The organism is Streptomyces venezuelae (assembly GCF_008642275.1).
Classification (GTDB): Bacteria; Actinomycetota; Actinomycetes; order Streptomycetales; family Streptomycetaceae; genus Streptomyces; species Streptomyces venezuelae_E.
This window is the reverse complement of the sequence record NZ_CP029189.1, coordinates 6,792,675-6,809,086: the sequence shown is the minus strand read 5'-3', so window position 1 is coordinate 6,809,086 and position 16,412 is coordinate 6,792,675. Positions and strand designations below refer to the sequence as shown.

Below are 16,412 nucleotides of genomic sequence, written 5' to 3'. Positions count from 1 at the left end.
AGCCGCCAGGGGTCCGGCTCTCGGATCAACTCTTCGGGCTCTCCGTAACGAGGGCCATTCAGGCCCTGTCAGGGACAGGTGGTCCTGGTTTCCGCAATCCGCGCCTCGGGGGCGGCACGGGTCCGATCGGGCCCTGCTCCGGACCATTCGGCCCTCCTCCTCTCCTGGCACGGGGCGGATCGTGGTTATCGGCGTCCTCCGGCTTCCCGTCCGGCTGGATCGCCGTGACGGCAGGAGGTGCCTCATGAAGCACATCAAGGTCGGAGACCTGATGACCGACGAGGTCGTCTCGGTCGTGACGTCAACCCCTTTCAAGGATGTCGCCAAGCTGCTCGCTCAGCACGACATCAGCGGGCTGCCGGTCCTCGACGACGAGGAGCGGGTGCTCGGAATCGTCTCCGAGAGTGACCTGATCGGCCGCGCAGCCGCCGACCACGCGCCGGTGGGTGAAGAGCTCGGTGGCGGGCGGGCCGGGACTGAAGTCCCCTCGGAGGCGGCTTTCACCGCTGGTGAGGCCATGTCCGCACCGGCGGTCACGGTTCACGCGGACGAGACCGCGGCAGGAGCCGCCCGGCTGATGGCCCGCCGAGGCGTCGAGCGACTGCCGGTCGTGGACGACGAGGACCGACTCGTCGGCATCGTCACCCGCCGTGACCTTCTCTGGCTCTTCCTGCGACCGGACTCGGAGATACGACACCGCGTGGTCGCGGACATACTCGTGGACACCATGGGACTGGACGCCGAGGCGGTCACCGTCCACGTGGTCGACGGCATCGTGACACTGGAAGGCCGACTGGAGAGACAAAGCCAGATTCCCTCCCTGATCCGCCTCACCAGCCAGCTGGACGGGGTGGTCGCAGTCGTCTCCCGCCTGACAGCCACCCTTGATGACTCCCTGCTCACCCCACCCCACCGCAGCGTCTACGGGATGTCCGGGTAGCCGCGCCGTCCCGTTGTGGACCGTCCGGGGGACGCCGGGAGACCGCTCGCCGCGCTTGCGGCCGTCACACGACGTGACGCTGTCTCCTTGAAGGTTCCAAGGCGAGGAGAGGGACCCGGCCATGGATCACTTGATCATCCACAAACAGCCCGGACCCGATGCCCCCTTCATGCTCCAGGACTACGATCGGGCGCGCGCGGATTTCACCTGGGACGAGGCCAGGTCCCTGCTGTCCGGGCTGCCCGGAGGCGGGCTGAACATCGGCTACGAGGCCATTGACCGACACCTGGCGGCCGGCCAGGGCGGGCGGGAAGCACTCCGCTGCATCGCGCCCGACGACACCGTCACCCACCTCACCTACGCCGAGCTCGGCAGCCTCACGGGCCGCTTCGCAAACGTCCTCACCGCCCTGGGCGTGGGACGACAGGAGAGAGTCTTCACGCTCCTCGGTCGCTGCCCCGAGCTGTATACGACCGTACTGGGCACGCTGCGCAGCACACGCGTGCTGTGCCCGCTCTTCTCGGCCTTCGGCCCCGAGCCCGTGCGCCGGCGGCTGGAGCTGGGCGATGCCCGGGTCCTTGTCACCACCGAGGCGCTGTACCGGCGCAAGGTCGAGGAGAACAGGCACCGCCTGCCTCACCTTGACCACGTTCTGTTGGTGGGTCCGGTCACGGACCTCCCGACCGGCACCCTCTCCTTCGCCGAACTCATGGAACAGGCCCCGGAGGAGTACGCGGTGCCGCCCACCGATCCGGAGGACATGGCGCTGCTGCACTTCACCAGCGGCACGACCGGTACCCCGAAGGGCGCGGTCCACGTGCACGAAGCGGTTGTGGCCCACCACGCGACGGCGGCCTTCGCGCTCGATCTGCGCCGGGAGGACGTGTACTGGTGTACAGCGGACCCGGGATGGGTGACCGGTACCTCGTACGGGATCATCGCCCCACTCACGCACGGCGCGACCGTCGTGGTCGACGAAGGGGACTTCGACGTCCACCGCTGGTACCGAATCCTCGCCAACCAGCGGGTCACGGTCTGGTACACGGCACCGACCGCGATCCGCATGCTGATGCGCGCCACCCCCAGGGACGGCACCCGAGAGCTGCCCGGGCCGTACGACCTGTCGGATCTGCGCTTCATCGCAAGCGTGGGTGAGCCGCTCAACCCGGAAGCCGTCCTGTGGGGGCAGGAGGTGCTCGGCCTGCCGATCCACGACAACTGGTGGCAGACGGAGACCGGAGCGATCATGATCGCCAACTTCGCGGCCAGCGACATCCGGCCCGGCTCCATGGGACGCCCCCTGCCCGGTGTGGAGGCCGCGCTGCTCGAACGCGGCGAGGACGGACGCGCCGAGGTCACGGAAGGCCGCGTTCGGGTCATCACCGATGCGGGCGTCGAGGGAGAGCTGGCGCTGCGTCCGGGCTGGCCCTCCATGTTCCGGGGCTATCTGAACGAGGAGGCCCGTTACCGGGCCTGCTTCGCAGACGGCTGGTACCTCACCGGCGACCTCGCGAAACGCGACGAGGACGGGTGGTTCTGGTTCGTCGGCCGTGCCGACGACGTCATCAAGTCGGCCGGACACCTCATCGGACCGTTCGAGGTGGAGAGCGCGCTGATGGAGCATCCCGCCGTCGCGGAGGCCGGCGTGATCGGCCGCCCGGACCCGGTCGTGGGAGCCGTCGTCAAGGCATTCGTCTCGCTCCGTCCGGGACTCTCCCCCGACGCGTCCCTCAAGCGAGAACTTCTGGCGTTCGCACGCAGGCGGCTGGGCCCCGCGGTGGCGCCCAGAGAGATCGAGTTCGAGCAGAACCTCCCCAAGACGCGCAGCGGCAAGGTGATGCGCCGTCTGCTGCGCGCCCGGGAAATGGGATTGCCCGAAGGGGATCTGTCCACGCTGGAGAACCCGGGCTGACCCGCTCGTGAGAGAAGGCGGAACCATGAGCAGCACCACCCCGCAGCACGAAGGAAAGGCCCGGAGCGCAGCGCGCAGGAGCGGGCGCAAGAAGGGACCCGCCACCGCTGCCCGCGGCACTCCCGACAGGCATCCCGCACCCGGGCACCACCTGTCCCTGCTCCGCCGGATGCTTGCCATCAGACGGTTCGAGGAGAGGTGCGTGGAGCTCTACAGCGGCGCGAAGATCCGTGGGTTCGTCCACCTCTACATCGGTGAGGAAGCCGTCGCCGTGGGCGTCAACCAGGCACTGCGCGAGGAGGACGCGGTGGTCTCCACCTACCGCGAACACGGGCACGCACTGGCTCGCGGAGTTCCCGCCGACGCCGTGATGGCCGAGATGTACGGCAGGGCCACCGGCTGCAGCCGCGGACGCGGCGGCTCCATGCACCTGTTCGACGCCACGCACCGCTTCTACGGGGGCAACGCGATCGTGGCCGGCGGCCTGCCCCTGGCGGCCGGACTCGCACTCGCCGACCGGATGCGCGGCAGCACCCGCGTCACCTGCTGTTTTTTCGGGGACGGAGCTTTCGCCGAAGGCGAGTTCCACGAGACGGCCAACCTCGCGGCCCTGTGGCGGCTACCCCTGTTGCTGGTCTGCGAGAACAACCTGTACGCCATGGGCACGAGCCTGGCCCGGGAGCACGCCCAGACCAACCTCGCCATGCGTGCCGCTTCCTACGGCATGCCTGCGTGGACGGTCGACGGCATGGACGTCCTCGCGGTCGAAGCGGCCGCACTCAGAGCTGCGGAGTCCGTACGCGCGGGCAACGGACCGCACTTCCTCGAGGCGCAGACGTACCGGTTCCGCGCCCACTCCATGTACGACCCCGACCGGTACCGGGCCAAGTCCGAGATCGAGGAATGGAAGGGACGCGACCCCCTCAAAGGGCTGGCCGAACTGATGCGTTCCGAAGGGCAGCTCGACGACCGGATGATGGAAGAACTCGACATGGAAGTACTCGCCGAGATCGACCAGGCCGTAGGGAGGGCCGAGGAAGCCCCGCTCGAACCGGTCGCGGACCTGCTCCGCTTCGTCACGAGCGAAACCGGGAGCACGGCATGAGCAAGCGGAAGGCACCGAGCGGAACTTCCCGGCCGACCACCTATCGGGAGGCCCTCCGTGAGGGGCTGCGCGAAGCCCTGCTGCAGGACGAGCGGGTCTTCCTCATGGGCGAGGACGTGGGCCGGTACGGCGGATGCTTCGGCGTCAGCCTGGGCCTGCTCGAAGAGTTCGGACCCGACCGCATCCGCGACACGCCGCTGTCCGAATCCGGATTCGTCGGCGCGGGCATCGGCGCCGCGCTCGGAGGGATGCGGCCCGTCGTCGAGATCATGACCGTCAACTTCAGTCTCCTGGCCCTGGACCAGATCCTCAACAACGCGGCCACACTGCTGCACATGTCGGGCGGGCAGCTGAGCGTCCCCGTCGTGATCCGCATGACGACCGGAGCGGGCCGGCAGCTCGGGGCCCAGCACTCCCACAGCCTCGAAGGCTGGTACGCCCACATCCCCGGCATCAGGGTGCTGGCCCCCGCGACGGTCGACGACGCGCGCCACATGCTCGCTGCCGCCCTCGCCGACCCCGATCCGGTACTGATCTTCGAACACGGCAGCCTCTACAACGCGGAGGGCGCGCTGGACGAGGCCGTCGATGCCGTCGATCTCGACACGGCGGCCGTACGCCGTGCGGGAACGGACGTCTCGGTGATCACATACGGCGGCTCTCTGCCGAAGGCGATGGCCGCAGCGGAAACCCTTGCCGGGGAAGGCATCAGCGCGGAGGTCGTGGACCTACGCGCCCTGCGCCCCCTCGACGACGCCACCGTCATGGCATCCGTCGGCCGTACCCACCGCGCCGTGATCGTCGACGAGGCGTGGCGCAGCGGCAGCCTGGCCGCGGAAATCTCGTCGCGCATCACCGAGCAGGCGTTCTACGAGCTCGATGCCCCCGTTCAGCGCGTATGCAGCGCGGAGGTCCCCATTCCCTATGCCCGGCAGCTCGAAGAAGCGGCCCTTCCCCAGCCCGCGACCATCGTGGATGCCGTTCGCCGGACGGTGAGCTGACATGGCCGACTTCACCATGCCCTCCCTCGGCGCGGACATGGACGAGGGCACCCTCGTGGAATGGCTGGTCGGGCCCGGTGACGATGTGACGAAGGGCGATGTCGTCGCCGTCGTGGAGACGGCGAAGTCGACGATCGAGGTCGAGTGCTTCGACTCGGGAACGGTCGGTGCACTCCTCGTCGACCCGGGGACCACCGTGCCGGTCGGCACACGGTTGGCCGTCATCGACACGGGTAGTGAGCCTCCGGCCGCCGTCCCTGCCCCTGCCCCTGCCCCTGCCCCTGCGAAGCAGCCGGCGGCCCCGGCCTCCGAACCGCAAGCCGCGCCGGGCCTCACCACCACCGGGAGCGGGGACGCTGTTTCCACTCCCCTGGTGAGGCACCTGGCCGAGCGCAAGGGCATCGACCTGTCGTCGGTACACGGTTCCGGCAAGGGCGGTCGGATCACCCGTTCCGACGTGGAGCACGCGCCGGCCGACGGGCCACATCGGGTGAAGGCCTCGCCGCTCGCCCGCAGGCTTGCCCAGTCGTCGGGCATCGACCTGAGCGCCCTGCGGGGAACCGGACAGGGCGGCACGATCCGGGCGGACGATGTACGGGCCGCCGCGGCGGGCCCTCCGGCACCTGCGGTCGAAAGCCACGCACAGGCGCGCCCGTCTTCGGCGACGGCCGCGCCCGCGTATCCGGCGCGTGCGGCGATCGCTGCTCTGATGAGCCGCGCCAACCGCGAGATCCCCCACTACTACTTGTCGACAAAGATCGATCTGGCCGTCGCGATGGCATGGATGCGTGACCGGAATGCCGACAGGCCCGTGGCGGAACGGCTCGTGCCGGCGGCCCTGCTGCTCAAATCGGTTGCCCTGGCTGCACGCCAAGTACCGGAACTGAACGGTTACTGGAAGGACGAGGCGTTCATGCCGTCGGACACCGTGCGACTCGGTGTCGCGGTGTCCCTGCGCGGCGGTGGCCTGGTCGCGCCGGCGCTGGCGGACGCCGACACGATGTCGCTGCCGGAGCTCATGGCGACGCTGAAGGGACTGGTCTCGCGGGCGCGCGGCGGCCGGCTGCGCGCCTCGGAGACCGCCGACCCGACGCTGACCGTGACCAACCTCGGTGATCAGGGGGTGGAGGCGGTCTTCGGGATGATCTACCCGCCGCAGGTCGCCCTCGTCGGTCTGGGGCGTGTCATCGAGCAGCCGGTGGCCGTGGACGGGATGCTCACGGTACACCCGACCGTCACGGCCACGCTTTCCGCAGATCACCGTGCAAGCGACGGTGCGACCGGGGCGCGTTTCCTGACGTACATCGACCGCCTGCTCCAGCGACCGGAGGAACTGTGAACCGTGACGAGGCCCTCGTGCTGATCAAGAACGTTCTGACAGACGTGGTTCCCGGCGCCGACACGGCGGCTGTCTCGCAGGACGAGAACTTCCGGGACCGCCTGGAGATGGACTCGCTCGACTTCCTCAACTTCATCGAGGCGCTGAGCGAGCGCACCGGTCTCGCCCTGCCCGAGACCGACTATCCGGCGCTGAACACACTGGACGGCTGCGCGGACTACGTCGCCTCACGCTCGTCCGTGGAGTAGCGGGGGCTGATCGGTCCCACATGGGGCCACTCGGCCCCTCCTCGGTCGCCGCGCCGCAGGTGACGCTGGAGGAGAGCCGCAGTGCCGCGGCGCCCAAGGAGGTCTCGCCATGAAGCACCATGTGACCGTCGGCGTCGACGGCTCTCCCGAGAGCCGGGCTGCGGCCCGGTGGGGTGCCCGGGAGGCGGCCCTGCGAGAAGTGCCACTGAGGCTCGTCCACGCCGTCGACTGGCTGATCAGCCCCTCGGTACCCCAGCCGGGCCGCGAAGCTGCCGGTCGTTGGGCCGACGAAGCGCTCGCTGATGCAGCGCAGGACGTGCGACGCCGGCATCCCGGGCTGGACGTCTCGACGAGATGCCTCTCGGGCAGGCCCGCGGCAGCCTTGGCCGCAGAGGCGGCCGACGCCGGGCTGCTCGTACTCGGCTCTCGCGGAGTGGGAGGCCTGGTCGGATTCCTCATCGGCTCGGTGAGCTTGTCGACCCTGGTGGCCACCGAGACGCCTGTGGTGCTCGTACACGTGTCGGACGCGCCCGAGGAGGCCCAGACCATCCGCTACGGGGAAATCGTTCTGGGCGTCGACATCCACGAGGCAGCGGACAAGGTCCTGACCTTCGCCTTCGAGGAGGCCGAACGCCGCGGCTGCGCCCTGCGTGCGATCCACGGCTGGAAGATGCCGTCCATGTATCAGTACGCGCCCTTCTTCGACCCGGAGAACGAGCGGGAGGTCGGCCGGAGCGTCACCGTGATGCTCGACGACATGCTGATGCCGTGGCGGCACAAGTTCCCGTCCGTGAGCGTCACCCACGAGGCGTTCGAGGGGCCAACAGGCGCGCAGCTCGTCCATGCTGCGGCAAGCGCGGACCTGGTCGTCGTGGGTCGCCGCCTGCGCCGCTCGCCTCTGGGCGTGCATCTGGGGTCCGTGGCCCATGCGGTCCTGCACCATGCAGCGGCGCCCGTCGCGGTCATCGCTCACGACTGACGGCCCCCTTCACAAGGAGATCGACCATGTCTCATCGCACTGTCGCAGACGTCATGACTCGAAACGTGGCCACGGCGGGCCCCGAAGCCTCACTCAAAACTGTCGCCCGGAGCCTCAACGACAACGGGGTCTCGGCCCTGCCCGTCGTCGACACCCGTCGCCACCCGATCGGCATCGTCTCCGAAGCCGACCTGCTTCGCAGGCAGGCCGGGCTGCCCGACACCGAAGGGCGCGACCCCATACACACCACGACGTCCACGGACCGTGCCTCCATCGGCGCCCGGACCGCCGGCGATCTGATGTCCACTCCCGTTCTGACCGCCCGGCCGCAGTGGGGCATCGTCGAGACGGCCCGCTTCCTGCACGAGCGAGGCGTCAAACGTCTGCCGGTGGTCGACGAGACCGGAACCCTGGTGGGCATCGTCAGCCGCACCGACCTGCTGCGCCCCATGCTCCGCCACGATGACGCCATCCGCGACGAAATCGTCGACGACGTACTGGGCCGGACCCTCCGGATGACCCCGGGAGGCGTCGCGGTGACCGTAAGCGAAGGGGTCGTCTCCTTGACCGGCCAGGTCGAGGAGCGGTCGACCATTCCGGTTGTCGAACGGCTGTGCCGGTCGGTCGACGGTGTCGTCAGCGTGGACCAAGCCCTCGGCTACGCGGTCGACGACCTGTCTCCGGCTGCCGACTCTCACCACGCCCCACATTGAACCTCGCGGCGTCGTAGCTACCACGACGCCGCTCTGGAGGCATCATGAAACACCTTCGCACCGTCGAGGACGTAATGACCCATGCCGTCATCTCCGTCGACCGCAGAACACCGTTCAAGGAAGTCGTGGAGGCCATGCGGCAGTGGCGGATCAGCGCCCTGCCCGTCCTGTCGGAGGAAGGACGGGTCGCCGGCGTGGTGTCCGAAGCGGATCTGCTGCTCAAGGCCCAGGGTGCGGACGAGTCCCGCGCGGTCACCGCCGGGCAGCTGATGACCGTACCGGCCGTCACCGTGACCAAGGACGCCACCATCCCCGGCGCCGCCCGCCTGATGGCCCGCGGCCACCTCAAGCGGCTGCCCGTCGTCGACGGCGACGGCCGCCTGATCGGCGTCGTCAGCCGGGGCGACCTCCTCAAGATCTATCTCCGCCCCGACGCCGACATCGCCGAGGAGCTGCGCGAACTGATCATGGCCGAACTCATCCCCGCCGGATCCGGCATGGTGCAGGTCCACGTGGCCGACGGCATCGTGCATCTGGACGGCTCCCTTCCCGACCCGGCCCTGAAGGACGTGCTGGTGCGTGTCGCACGCACCGTACCGGGCGTCGTGGACGTCACGGCCGTGTGCCTCGACACCGAAGTCCGCACGTGAAGGAGGCCGACGATGAGGCACCGCAGCGTCGCCGACCTGATGACCCCGACAGCCGTCAGCGTCCAGCGGGGCACCCCGTTCAAGGAAATCGCCAGGCTCCTCAAGGAGTTCGACATCTCCGCCGTGCCCGTGGTGGACGAGGCCGAACGTCCCGTGGGCGTCGTCTCCGAAGCCGACCTGCTCCGCAAGCGCAGCTCCGGCAGCGGCACGAACACGGCCGCCGATCTCATGACCAGCCCCGCCATCACGGCCCGGACCGAATGGAGCGTCGTCCGCGCGGCGCGAGTCATGCGGGGGCGCCAGGTCAAGAGACTGCCCGTGGTGGACGCCGCCGGCCGGCTGATCGGCATCCTGAGCCGTAGCGACCTGCTTCAGCTCTTCCTTCGCAGGGACCACGCGATCCAGGAGGAAATCCTCGAAGACGTGGTGACCCACACCCTCGGGCTCAGCCCCTCGTCGTTGACCGTCGACGTCACCGACGGGCTGGTGACCCTCAGCGGCACCGTAAGCCGACGCAGCCTGGTCCCCATCATGCTGCGCCTGTGCCAGAGCGTCGACGGCGTCGTCGACGTGGTCAACCGGCTCGACTACGCGCAGGACGACGTGTCGGTCGGCGCCCGAACGCCCACCGAGCGGTAGGAGAAGAGCATGAAGCATCGGGAAATCCGTGAGCTGATGACCCGCGAGGTCGTCACCGTCCCCAGCAACGCTCCGTTCAAGGAGATCGCCCGCACCCTGACGGAGCACAAGGTGTCGGCCGTTCCGGTCGTCGACTCTGCCGGCCGGCCGCTCGGCGTGATCTCGGAACGGGACCTGCTGCCGAAGTCCGCCGGCCAAAGCGACTACTTCCGGTCACTTCCCGAGCGGGAGGCCTGGCAGGAGGACAAGGCCGCGGGTACGCGCGCCGAGGAGCTGATGTCCTCGCCCCCCGTGTGCGCCAGACCCGACTGGACCGTCGCCGAAGCAGCCAGGTTGATGGAAGCACAAGGAGTCAAGCGGCTCCTGGTCGTGGACGACTCGGACGTACTGATCGGAATCGTCAGCCGTCGGGACCTGCTACGGATCTTCCTTCGGGCGGACGAGGACATCCGTCACGAGATCATGGGTGACGTCCTCGAACTCGGCGTACGTCAGAGCCCCTCGGCCATCACCGTGACCGTCACCGACGGCCGGGTCGAACTGCACGGAACCGTCGACTTCAGGAGCCTCATCCCGCTCATCGAACGCCTCTGCCGGACCGTCGACGGCGTCGTCTCCGTAACCCAGCATCTCGGATACGCCATCGACGACACGAACTCAGTCTGAACAAGCCGCCGTGCAGCCTCGGCACGTGCGACGACCAACTCCCCGACCCATGCGGGACCCTGCCGGGAGAAGCCATCATGAACGATCGAATCGTCGTCGGCCTCGACGGATCCGCGGAAAGCCTCGCGGCCGCCCACTGGGCGGCTCGCGAGGCCCTTCTGCGCGGCGTGCCGCTCCACCTCGTCCACGCCGAGGAATGGGCATCTCCCCGCGACCTCCCGGTGCCGACCAGCGAGGTGCGCCGCCGCTGGGCCCAGGCACTGCTGAACGAGACCGCCGAAGGACTGCGCGCGAGCCACCCCGAACTGGAGGTCGACATCCGATCGATCGACGGCAGGCCCGCCGCCGAGCTCATCGGTATGGCGGCCGCCGCGCACATGATCGTCCTGGGCTCTCGGGGACTGGGCACTGTCACGGGCTTCGTCCTCGGTTCCGTCGGCATGGCGGTCATCCAGGCGACGGTGCGGCCGGTGGTCATGGTGCGGGCGAGCGAGGACGCGGTGCCGCGCCCCGACGGCCGGCACGCGGCCCGTGATCTGCTGGTGGGCGTTGACATCAGTCGGCCGTGTGATGCACTGCTCGCCTTCGCCTTCGAGGAGGCGGCGCGGCGCTCATGCGCCCTCCACGCCCTGCACAGCTGGTCGCTGCCTCCCCTGGTGGGGTACGGCGCGACGTACGATCCGAGAGTCCACGCCCAGCTCGAAATGAGCGCGGAGGCCTCTCTGCGCGACGTGCTGGCGCCTTGGCGGGACAAATACCCCGATGTCGGCGTCATCGCGCGCGCGAGCATCGGGCACGCCCCCACGGAGCTCATCGAAAGGGGCGTCGAGTCGGGACTCATCGTCGTGGGCCGCCGCATCCGACGGAGCTCGATCGGCGCGCACATCGGACCGGTCACCCATGCGGTCCTCCACCACGCCAAGGCGCCCGTCGCCGTCATCGCGCACGAATAGCGACGACCCCATGCATGGTGCTGCGGCTCACCGCGCAGCGCAGATCGTCTCGACGAAGTGCCCCACCTGCTCCTCGGACAGGTGCCTGGCGAGATCGGCCTCACTGATCATGCCGACGAGGCGGTGGTCGGCGATCACCGGGACACGCCGGATCCGGTGATCCTGCATCGTCTGCAGCACCTGGCTCGTGTCAGCCTTCGCGTCGACCGTGATCGGCTTGCCCTGCGCCAGTTGTCCGGCCGTCATGTGGTGCGGGTCCTTGCCCTTGGCCAGGCACTTCAACACGATGTCACGGTCGGTGATGATGCCGTGCAGACGGTCGTCGGGCCCGCAGATCGGCAGTGCGCCGACGTCCAGTTCGCTCATCCGCCGGGCCGCGTCCATAAGCGTCTCGGTCTCGTGTACGCAGGTGGCACCGCTGTGCATGATGTCCCGTGCGGTGGTCATGACTGTCTCCTCACATGCGTATCCGTACCCGTCTCCAGTCTGGGCTCGGGCCCGGCGCCTCGCTCGTCGACGCGAGATCATGGAGACATGGCTTCTCTGCGTGGCCGAGCAGGACCTCGGACCTCTCGTCCACCGCACCGGAGACGGGCCGGTCGGTCCCCCGGGGGCCGACCGGCCCCTCAACAAGAGGCCGTCGGACAGTCAGTCTGAAGTGAGCGGGAGAAGCGCCGACCCACGAAGAGGGAGATGGAGACCATGGCGAACCGAGTGACCGTCGGCCTCGACGGGTCCCCGGAAAGTACGGCGGCAGCCCGCTGGGCAGCCCATGAGGCCGAGCTTCGCGGTGCCTCCCTGGACCTGGTCCACGCGGAGGAATGGCTGGAGAATCCACCCCTTCCCGTCACGACCACCGAGGAACGTCGGCAGTGGGCCGAGGCCGTCCTCCGCGACACCGCCGATGAGACGCACCGCGCACATCCTTCGCTGAAGGTCGACACCCGCCGAGTGGGCGGGCTACCTTCCCTGGCCCTCGCCCGCGCCGCCGAGGACTCCGACATGCTCGTACTTGGCTCGCGCGCGCTCGGCAGCATCGCGGGTTTCCTCGTCGGATCCACCGGCGCCGCCACCGTCATCGAGGCCGTGCGCCCCGTCGTGCTGGTCCGGTCCGTGGACCGCGCGGGCAATCCGCCTGACGGTACCCGCGACCGAGGGCCCATCGTGGTCGGCGTGGACATCCACCAGCCCTGTGACAAGTTGCTCGCCTTCGCCTTCGAGGAGGCCTCCCACCGCCGCTGCTCGCTCGTGATCATCCACGGCTGGTCGCCACCGCCCATCCTCAGCTACGCACCGGCGCTCGACCCCGGGGTCCAGCAGGAAATGGCCCACGGCATCACCACCACACTGGACGAGATGATCAGCCCCTGGCGTGAGAAGTACACTTCGCTGCAGGTCGACTCTCGGGCCACCATCGGACAGCCGGCGATTCAGATCCTCGACGCGGCCTCCACCGCCGCCCTCGTCGTCGTCGGCCGCCGAATCCGCCACTCCGCCTTCGGCGCTCACATCGGCCCCATCACACACGCCGTGATGCACCACGCGGTCGCACCGGTCGCCGTCATCGCCCACGAGTGAAGCCCATCGCACAGGCAGGTAAGTCTCATGACCGCATCGTTTCCGGACCCGGCAGCGGTTGTTCCGCTCATCGAGGACGCTGTCATGGCTCCTTCCATGCACAACGCCCAGCCGTGGAAGTTCCTCTACCGACCGGCCTCCGGGCTCATCGAGCTGCACGGCGACCCGGGCCGTGCCATGCCCCATGCCGACCCGGACCACCGCGCCCTCCATGTGGGCTGCGCCGCCGCTCTGTTCAACCTACGGGTGTCCGCGGCCTCGGCAGGCTGGGGCGCTGACGTACGGTTGCTGCCCGACCCGGACGATCCGTGGTTGCTGGCCGCTGCCGGCCTCCGGGAACCGGGGCCCACGGACGGCGATCTCGCAACCCTCCGCCCAGCCGTCCGGCGACGTCACTCCAGCCGTTTTCCTTTCGCGGAGGAGGAGGTTCCTCCAGCACTGGTGGACGGCCTGCGAGCCGCAGCTCTTCTCGAAGGGTGTCGCCTGGCCGTACCGGACGCCTGGCACACCGACACCGTGCTGGGTCTGGTGCACGACTCCGAGCATCGTGAGGAGATGGATCCCTCACTGGTGGCAGAGACGATGGCGTGGACACACGCCGGCACACCGGACGAGCAGACCCGTCCCGACGGAATTCCCGTGAACGCCCTCGGTCCGAAGCCCTCGGGCCGGGGTGGATTCGTGCGCGACTTCGGTCGCTCCCGGCGCGTTCCCGGGCGTGGGTGGGCCACCTTCGAACAGAAGCCGCAGATCGTGCTGCTGGGAACGTCGGGTGACAGGCCCGAGGACTGGCTACGAGCGGGGCAGGCCCTGCAGCGGGTTCTCCTTCAAGCCACCGCCGACGGACTGGTCACGTCCATGACCTCGCAGCCGCTCGAATGGCCCGAGCTGCGCTGGACGGTGCGCGATCCGGGCTCGGCGATGACCCATGTCCAGATGGTGATCCGCCTCGGCTACGGACCGCAGGGGCCGGCAACGCCCCGGCGCCCGGTAGCCGATGTGCTGGACATCCGGTGAGACCGGACATCGGGCTTCCGCCAGGACCTTCGTTGCCGTGAGCACGCCGCTGCACGCGGCGTCGCCACTCGCCTCAGTCCGGTTCCATATAGGGGCGGCGGAAGACCGGGGCCTGGCCGGAGCCGTAGGGGCGCACGGCTGCCATCGCCTGGATGACAGCGGCCTCCAAAGGGCCGCCGGTGTCGATGGGGACGGCCTCCTCCCACGGCGGCTCCGCGGCTGCCATGGCCGTGGCCACCTCAGGGGTGGCGTCGGACGCCCCGGGGGCGCGGGTGGTCAGGCGCGCTGCCGACACGTCTCCCGGAGCCTGGCAGTGCAGGGCCACCATGTCGGCGCTGGTGCGTTCGGCCATGCGCAGGGCGGCTTCACGCTGTCCGGCATCGGACCATGTGGCGTCCAGAACGACGGACTCGCCCAGGGACAGGAGGGCGGACGCCCGGTCGAGCAGCGCCGCGTACGTCCTCGCGGTCCACTCGGGCGTGTACAGCCCTTCGCCGTAACCGGCGGCTGCGGATTCCTCCGCCGGCATCCCTGCCAACTCCTTACGAAGGCGGTCGCTGCTGAGCAGCGTGACACCGAGGCGATCAGCCAGTGCGCCGGAGAGCGTGGACTTTCCGCTGCCCGGGAGGCCGCCGACGAGGGTCAGGCTGACGGCGGAAGTGCGCAGGTGGCGCAGCGTCGTGGTGACCAGGCGCCTCGCTGCCGTCTCTGCGCCGCGGGCGCCTTGCGCTGCCTGGATCAGGGACACCTTGGCGCGGACGAACGCGCGGTAGGCGACGTAGTGGTGCCACAGGGACGGCGGTGCGGGGTCACCGGAATACTCGCCGTACTGAGCCAGGAAGAACGCCGCGGTATCCGGGGCACCCGTCTGCTCCAGGTCCATGGCGAGGAAGGCCGCGTCGTCGAGGCCGTCGACGGAGCGAAGGCGGTCGTCGAACTCCAGGCAGTCCAGGACGCGGGGGCCGTCGTCGAGACAGAAGATGTCCTGGGCGAGCAGGTCGCCGTGGCCGTCGACCACCCGCCCCTGCTCGATACGCGCGTCGAACAGTTCCTCGCGGCCGGCGAGATAGCGCCGCACCAAGCGCTCGATCTCCTCCACCCCGTCGATCAGCTGGGCGTCGTCGGTCAGTTCCCTGACCTGCATGAAGCTCGCTTCCCAGCGTGCGGACAGCGCGTCCCGCCTGCCCTGCTCGTCGATGTCCGGGCCTCGGGGCGCGTCCGCGTGACGGGAGGCGAGGAGACGCGCAACGCTTCGCAGAGCGTCGTCGACGTCGGCGCCCTGGCTCACGAGCAGCGACAGGCGGCGTTCCGCCGGCATGCGGCGCATCACCACGAGTGGTTCGGGCGTGTCCGCGTCCGGGCTGCGGAATTCCCCCAGCCCCAGGTACACGTCTGGGGCGAAGCGCCGGTTGAGGGTGACTTCCTGTTCGCACGCGGTACGCCGGGCGGCCGTGGTCGTGTAGTCGAGGAACCCCAGGTCGACCGGCTTCTTGAGCTTGTAGGCGCGGTCACCGACGAAGAACAGCACGGCTGTGTGCGTCTCGCACACCTCTGCCCGGGGAAGCCACGGACCATCGAGGCCGGCGCCGGTCCGGAGCACGGACGCATCGGCCCGGTGCGCCGAGCCCATCGACTCCTCGGGGTGGCCCGGCTCAGTCATGGGGAATGACGGCCACGGTGCAGCGCGCGTGATGGATGGCGGCGGTGGCCACGGAACCGACCGGGGGCGCGAGGGCGGGGCGGTGCCTGCGTCTGCCCACGACCAGTAGTCCTGCACCCTCGGCGGCCCTGACCACCGCCTTGGTAGGGCTTTCAAGACTGATGCCGTCAGCCACTTCCACGGTCGGGAACTTCTCACGCCAGGGGCGAAGAGCATTGCTCAGGAGCTTCTGCGCGTCCTGCGTGATCTTCTCGGTCACGCCATGGTCCGTACCCCAGGGGGCGTGCGCGTGGAGTGGCACACTTCGGCCGTGGACGGCTCGAAGGGGGACGCCACGTGCCGCGGCAGCGGCGAAGGAGAATGCGAGCAGGTCGTCGCACGGACCGTGCAGTTTCAGTGCCACCACTACGCGCTCTGAGGCACTTGGAGCGGACTGAGGACCCTTTTCGCGCATCTCGGCGCGCACCAGGACCACCGGCCGCTCGGCCCGTGCGACGACGGGCATGCTGATGTCGCCCAGGAAATAGCTCTCGGCGAGCTCCAGTCCTCGCGAACCGAGCACGGTCATCTCGGACTCGGCCGCCGCTTTCAGCAGCGCCTCCTGGGCGTCATCGGCGACCAGGTTGCCGACGATGGAGAGTGCCGGGTGGCGCGCCTGGAGCTCCGCCTTCGCGTTGTGCACGATCCGCTTCGCCCAGTAGTTCTGGTCCATCTCGGCGGGAACGTGGGGCGGTTCCGGCGCGAGGAGGGGCCACGCGTGCAGCAACCGCAGCGTGAGCTTGCGGCGGGCGGCTTCGTCAGCGGCCCAACGGGCGGCGGCAAGGCTCTCGGGTGAACCGTCGAGGCCCACGGTGACGACTGGCTCCATGCCGACTGCTCCGTCTGGTAGATGACTGGAATGACCGTGAGGTATCCGTCCGGCCTGCCCGGAGCCCTGTCGTCTCCGCGCTCGCGCCGGTAGCCGTGCAGCGACCGTAGGCGGTACTCGCCGAAGCAACTACGCCAACGCGCC

17 protein-coding genes are annotated in these 16,412 nt (G+C 69.3%); 14 read left to right on the top strand and 3 right to left on the bottom strand.

Translation table 11 applies throughout. The features are described from left to right. The first annotated feature begins 244 nt into the window (after nt 1-244). The 12 genes from DEJ51_RS30170 (at nt 245) to DEJ51_RS30115 (ending at nt 11,145) form a co-directional block, all read left to right on the top strand. Nucleotides 245-940: a CBS domain-containing protein gene (locus DEJ51_RS30170; RefSeq protein WP_030648531.1), complete on the top strand. Its 696-nt coding sequence runs from the start codon at nt 245-247 to the stop codon at nt 938-940. A gap of 121 nt (nt 941-1,061) precedes the next feature. Beyond that, a complete protein-coding gene (gene acsA, locus DEJ51_RS30165; protein ID WP_030648534.1) occupies nt 1,062-2,852 on the top strand; it encodes an acetate--CoA ligase in 1,791 nt (596 codons plus the stop codon). A 25-nt stretch (nt 2,853-2,877) separates the two neighbouring features. Then, nucleotides 2,878-3,957 carry a pyruvate dehydrogenase (acetyl-transferring) E1 component subunit alpha gene (pdhA, locus tag DEJ51_RS30160; RefSeq protein WP_190620748.1) on the top strand — a complete coding sequence of 360 codons (1,080 nt, stop codon included), beginning with the start codon at nt 2,878-2,880 and terminating at the stop codon, nt 3,955-3,957. Next, entirely contained in the window at nt 3,954-4,958 is a 1,005-nt protein-coding gene (locus DEJ51_RS30155) for an alpha-ketoacid dehydrogenase subunit beta (protein ID WP_150260750.1), read from the top strand. Before pdhA ends, DEJ51_RS30155 begins: the two co-directional genes overlap by 4 nt. A 1-nt stretch (nt 4,959) precedes the next feature. After that, nucleotides 4,960-6,297 carry a dihydrolipoamide acetyltransferase family protein gene (locus DEJ51_RS30150; protein ID WP_150260748.1) on the top strand — a complete coding sequence of 446 codons (1,338 nt, stop codon included), beginning with the start codon at nt 4,960-4,962 and terminating at the stop codon, nt 6,295-6,297. Further along, nucleotides 6,294-6,545 carry an acyl carrier protein gene (locus DEJ51_RS30145; RefSeq protein WP_030648538.1) on the top strand — a complete coding sequence of 84 codons (252 nt, stop codon included), beginning with the start codon at nt 6,294-6,296 and terminating at the stop codon, nt 6,543-6,545. The genes DEJ51_RS30150 and DEJ51_RS30145 overlap by 4 nt, the downstream gene beginning before the upstream one ends. 109 nt (nt 6,546-6,654) lie before the next feature. Next, the gene (locus DEJ51_RS30140) at nt 6,655-7,524 is read left to right on the top strand and encodes a universal stress protein (protein WP_185559138.1); all 870 of its coding nucleotides are present in this window, start codon (nt 6,655-6,657) and stop codon (nt 7,522-7,524) included. A gap of 26 nt (nt 7,525-7,550) precedes the next feature. Beyond that, on the top strand, nt 7,551-8,237 hold the full coding sequence (locus DEJ51_RS30135; RefSeq protein ID WP_030648542.1) for a CBS domain-containing protein: 687 nt from the start codon (nt 7,551-7,553) through the stop codon (nt 8,235-8,237). 44 nt (nt 8,238-8,281) lie between these two features. Further along, on the top strand, nt 8,282-8,887 hold the full coding sequence (locus DEJ51_RS30130; RefSeq protein WP_053613038.1) for a CBS domain-containing protein: 606 nt from the start codon (nt 8,282-8,284) through the stop codon (nt 8,885-8,887). Between the two features lie 12 nt (nt 8,888-8,899). After that, nucleotides 8,900-9,526: a CBS domain-containing protein gene (locus DEJ51_RS30125; protein ID WP_053613039.1), complete on the top strand. Its 627-nt coding sequence runs from the start codon at nt 8,900-8,902 to the stop codon at nt 9,524-9,526. A gap of 9 nt (nt 9,527-9,535) precedes the next feature. Beyond that, on the top strand, nt 9,536-10,192 hold the full coding sequence (locus DEJ51_RS30120) for a CBS domain-containing protein (protein WP_150260746.1): 657 nt from the start codon (nt 9,536-9,538) through the stop codon (nt 10,190-10,192). Between the two features lie 77 nt (nt 10,193-10,269). After that, nucleotides 10,270-11,145: a universal stress protein gene (locus DEJ51_RS30115; protein WP_030648548.1), complete on the top strand. Its 876-nt coding sequence runs from the start codon at nt 10,270-10,272 to the stop codon at nt 11,143-11,145. A 27-nt stretch (nt 11,146-11,172) separates the two neighbouring features. On the opposite strand, the gene DEJ51_RS30110 is transcribed toward DEJ51_RS30115, so the two are convergent. Further along, a complete protein-coding gene (locus DEJ51_RS30110; protein WP_053613042.1) occupies nt 11,173-11,592 on the bottom strand; it encodes a CBS domain-containing protein in 420 nt (139 codons plus the stop codon). A 255-nt stretch (nt 11,593-11,847) separates the two neighbouring features. Between DEJ51_RS30110 and DEJ51_RS30105 the strand changes: the two genes are divergently transcribed. Then, nucleotides 11,848-12,723 carry a universal stress protein gene (locus tag DEJ51_RS30105; RefSeq protein ID WP_223836035.1) on the top strand — a complete coding sequence of 292 codons (876 nt, stop codon included), beginning with the start codon at nt 11,848-11,850 and terminating at the stop codon, nt 12,721-12,723. A 27-nt stretch (nt 12,724-12,750) separates the two neighbouring features. Continuing rightward, entirely contained in the window at nt 12,751-13,740 is a 990-nt protein-coding gene (locus DEJ51_RS30100) for an Acg family FMN-binding oxidoreductase (protein ID WP_053613044.1), read from the top strand. Nucleotides 13,741-13,813: 73 nt separating this feature from the next. Here the strand turns inward: DEJ51_RS30100 and DEJ51_RS30095 are convergent, their stop codons facing one another. After that, a complete protein-coding gene (locus DEJ51_RS30095) occupies nt 13,814-15,289 on the bottom strand; it encodes an AAA family ATPase (protein WP_030648552.1) in 1,476 nt (491 codons plus the stop codon). Nucleotides 15,290-15,392: 103 nt separating this feature from the next. Beyond that, on the bottom strand, nt 15,393-16,268 hold the full coding sequence (locus DEJ51_RS30090) for a universal stress protein (protein ID WP_150260742.1): 876 nt from the start codon (nt 16,266-16,268) through the stop codon (nt 15,393-15,395). Nucleotides 16,269-16,412: the final 144 nt, after the last annotated feature.

What these genes read in the sequence shown, in the direction of transcription:
- DEJ51_RS30135 (WP_030648542.1), top strand. Translation starts at nt 7,551, where the DNA reads ATGTCTCATCGCACTGTCGCAGACGTCATGACTCGAAACGTGGCCACG.
- DEJ51_RS30105 (WP_223836035.1), top strand. Translation starts at nt 11,848, where the DNA reads ATGGCGAACCGAGTGACCGTCGGCCTCGACGGGTCCCCGGAAAGTACG.
- DEJ51_RS30090 (WP_150260742.1), bottom strand. Translation starts at nt 16,268, where the DNA reads ATGGAGCCAGTCGTCACCGTGGGCCTCGACGGTTCACCCGAGAGCCTT.
- acsA (WP_030648534.1), top strand. Translation starts at nt 1,062, where the DNA reads ATGGATCACTTGATCATCCACAAACAGCCCGGACCCGATGCCCCCTTC.
- DEJ51_RS30115 (WP_030648548.1), top strand. Translation starts at nt 10,270, where the DNA reads ATGAACGATCGAATCGTCGTCGGCCTCGACGGATCCGCGGAAAGCCTC.
- DEJ51_RS30170 (WP_030648531.1), top strand. Translation starts at nt 245, where the DNA reads ATGAAGCACATCAAGGTCGGAGACCTGATGACCGACGAGGTCGTCTCG.
- DEJ51_RS30140 (WP_185559138.1), top strand. Translation starts at nt 6,655, where the DNA reads ATGAAGCACCATGTGACCGTCGGCGTCGACGGCTCTCCCGAGAGCCGG.
- pdhA (WP_190620748.1), top strand. Translation starts at nt 2,878, where the DNA reads ATGAGCAGCACCACCCCGCAGCACGAAGGAAAGGCCCGGAGCGCAGCG.
- DEJ51_RS30130 (WP_053613038.1), top strand. Translation starts at nt 8,282, where the DNA reads ATGAAACACCTTCGCACCGTCGAGGACGTAATGACCCATGCCGTCATC.
- DEJ51_RS30150 (WP_150260748.1), top strand. Translation starts at nt 4,960, where the DNA reads ATGGCCGACTTCACCATGCCCTCCCTCGGCGCGGACATGGACGAGGGC.
- DEJ51_RS30155 (WP_150260750.1), top strand. Translation starts at nt 3,954, where the DNA reads ATGAGCAAGCGGAAGGCACCGAGCGGAACTTCCCGGCCGACCACCTAT.
- DEJ51_RS30120 (WP_150260746.1), top strand. Translation starts at nt 9,536, where the DNA reads ATGAAGCATCGGGAAATCCGTGAGCTGATGACCCGCGAGGTCGTCACC.
- DEJ51_RS30125 (WP_053613039.1), top strand. Translation starts at nt 8,900, where the DNA reads ATGAGGCACCGCAGCGTCGCCGACCTGATGACCCCGACAGCCGTCAGC.
- DEJ51_RS30100 (WP_053613044.1), top strand. Translation starts at nt 12,751, where the DNA reads ATGACCGCATCGTTTCCGGACCCGGCAGCGGTTGTTCCGCTCATCGAG.
- DEJ51_RS30110 (WP_053613042.1), bottom strand. Translation starts at nt 11,592, where the DNA reads ATGACCACCGCACGGGACATCATGCACAGCGGTGCCACCTGCGTACAC.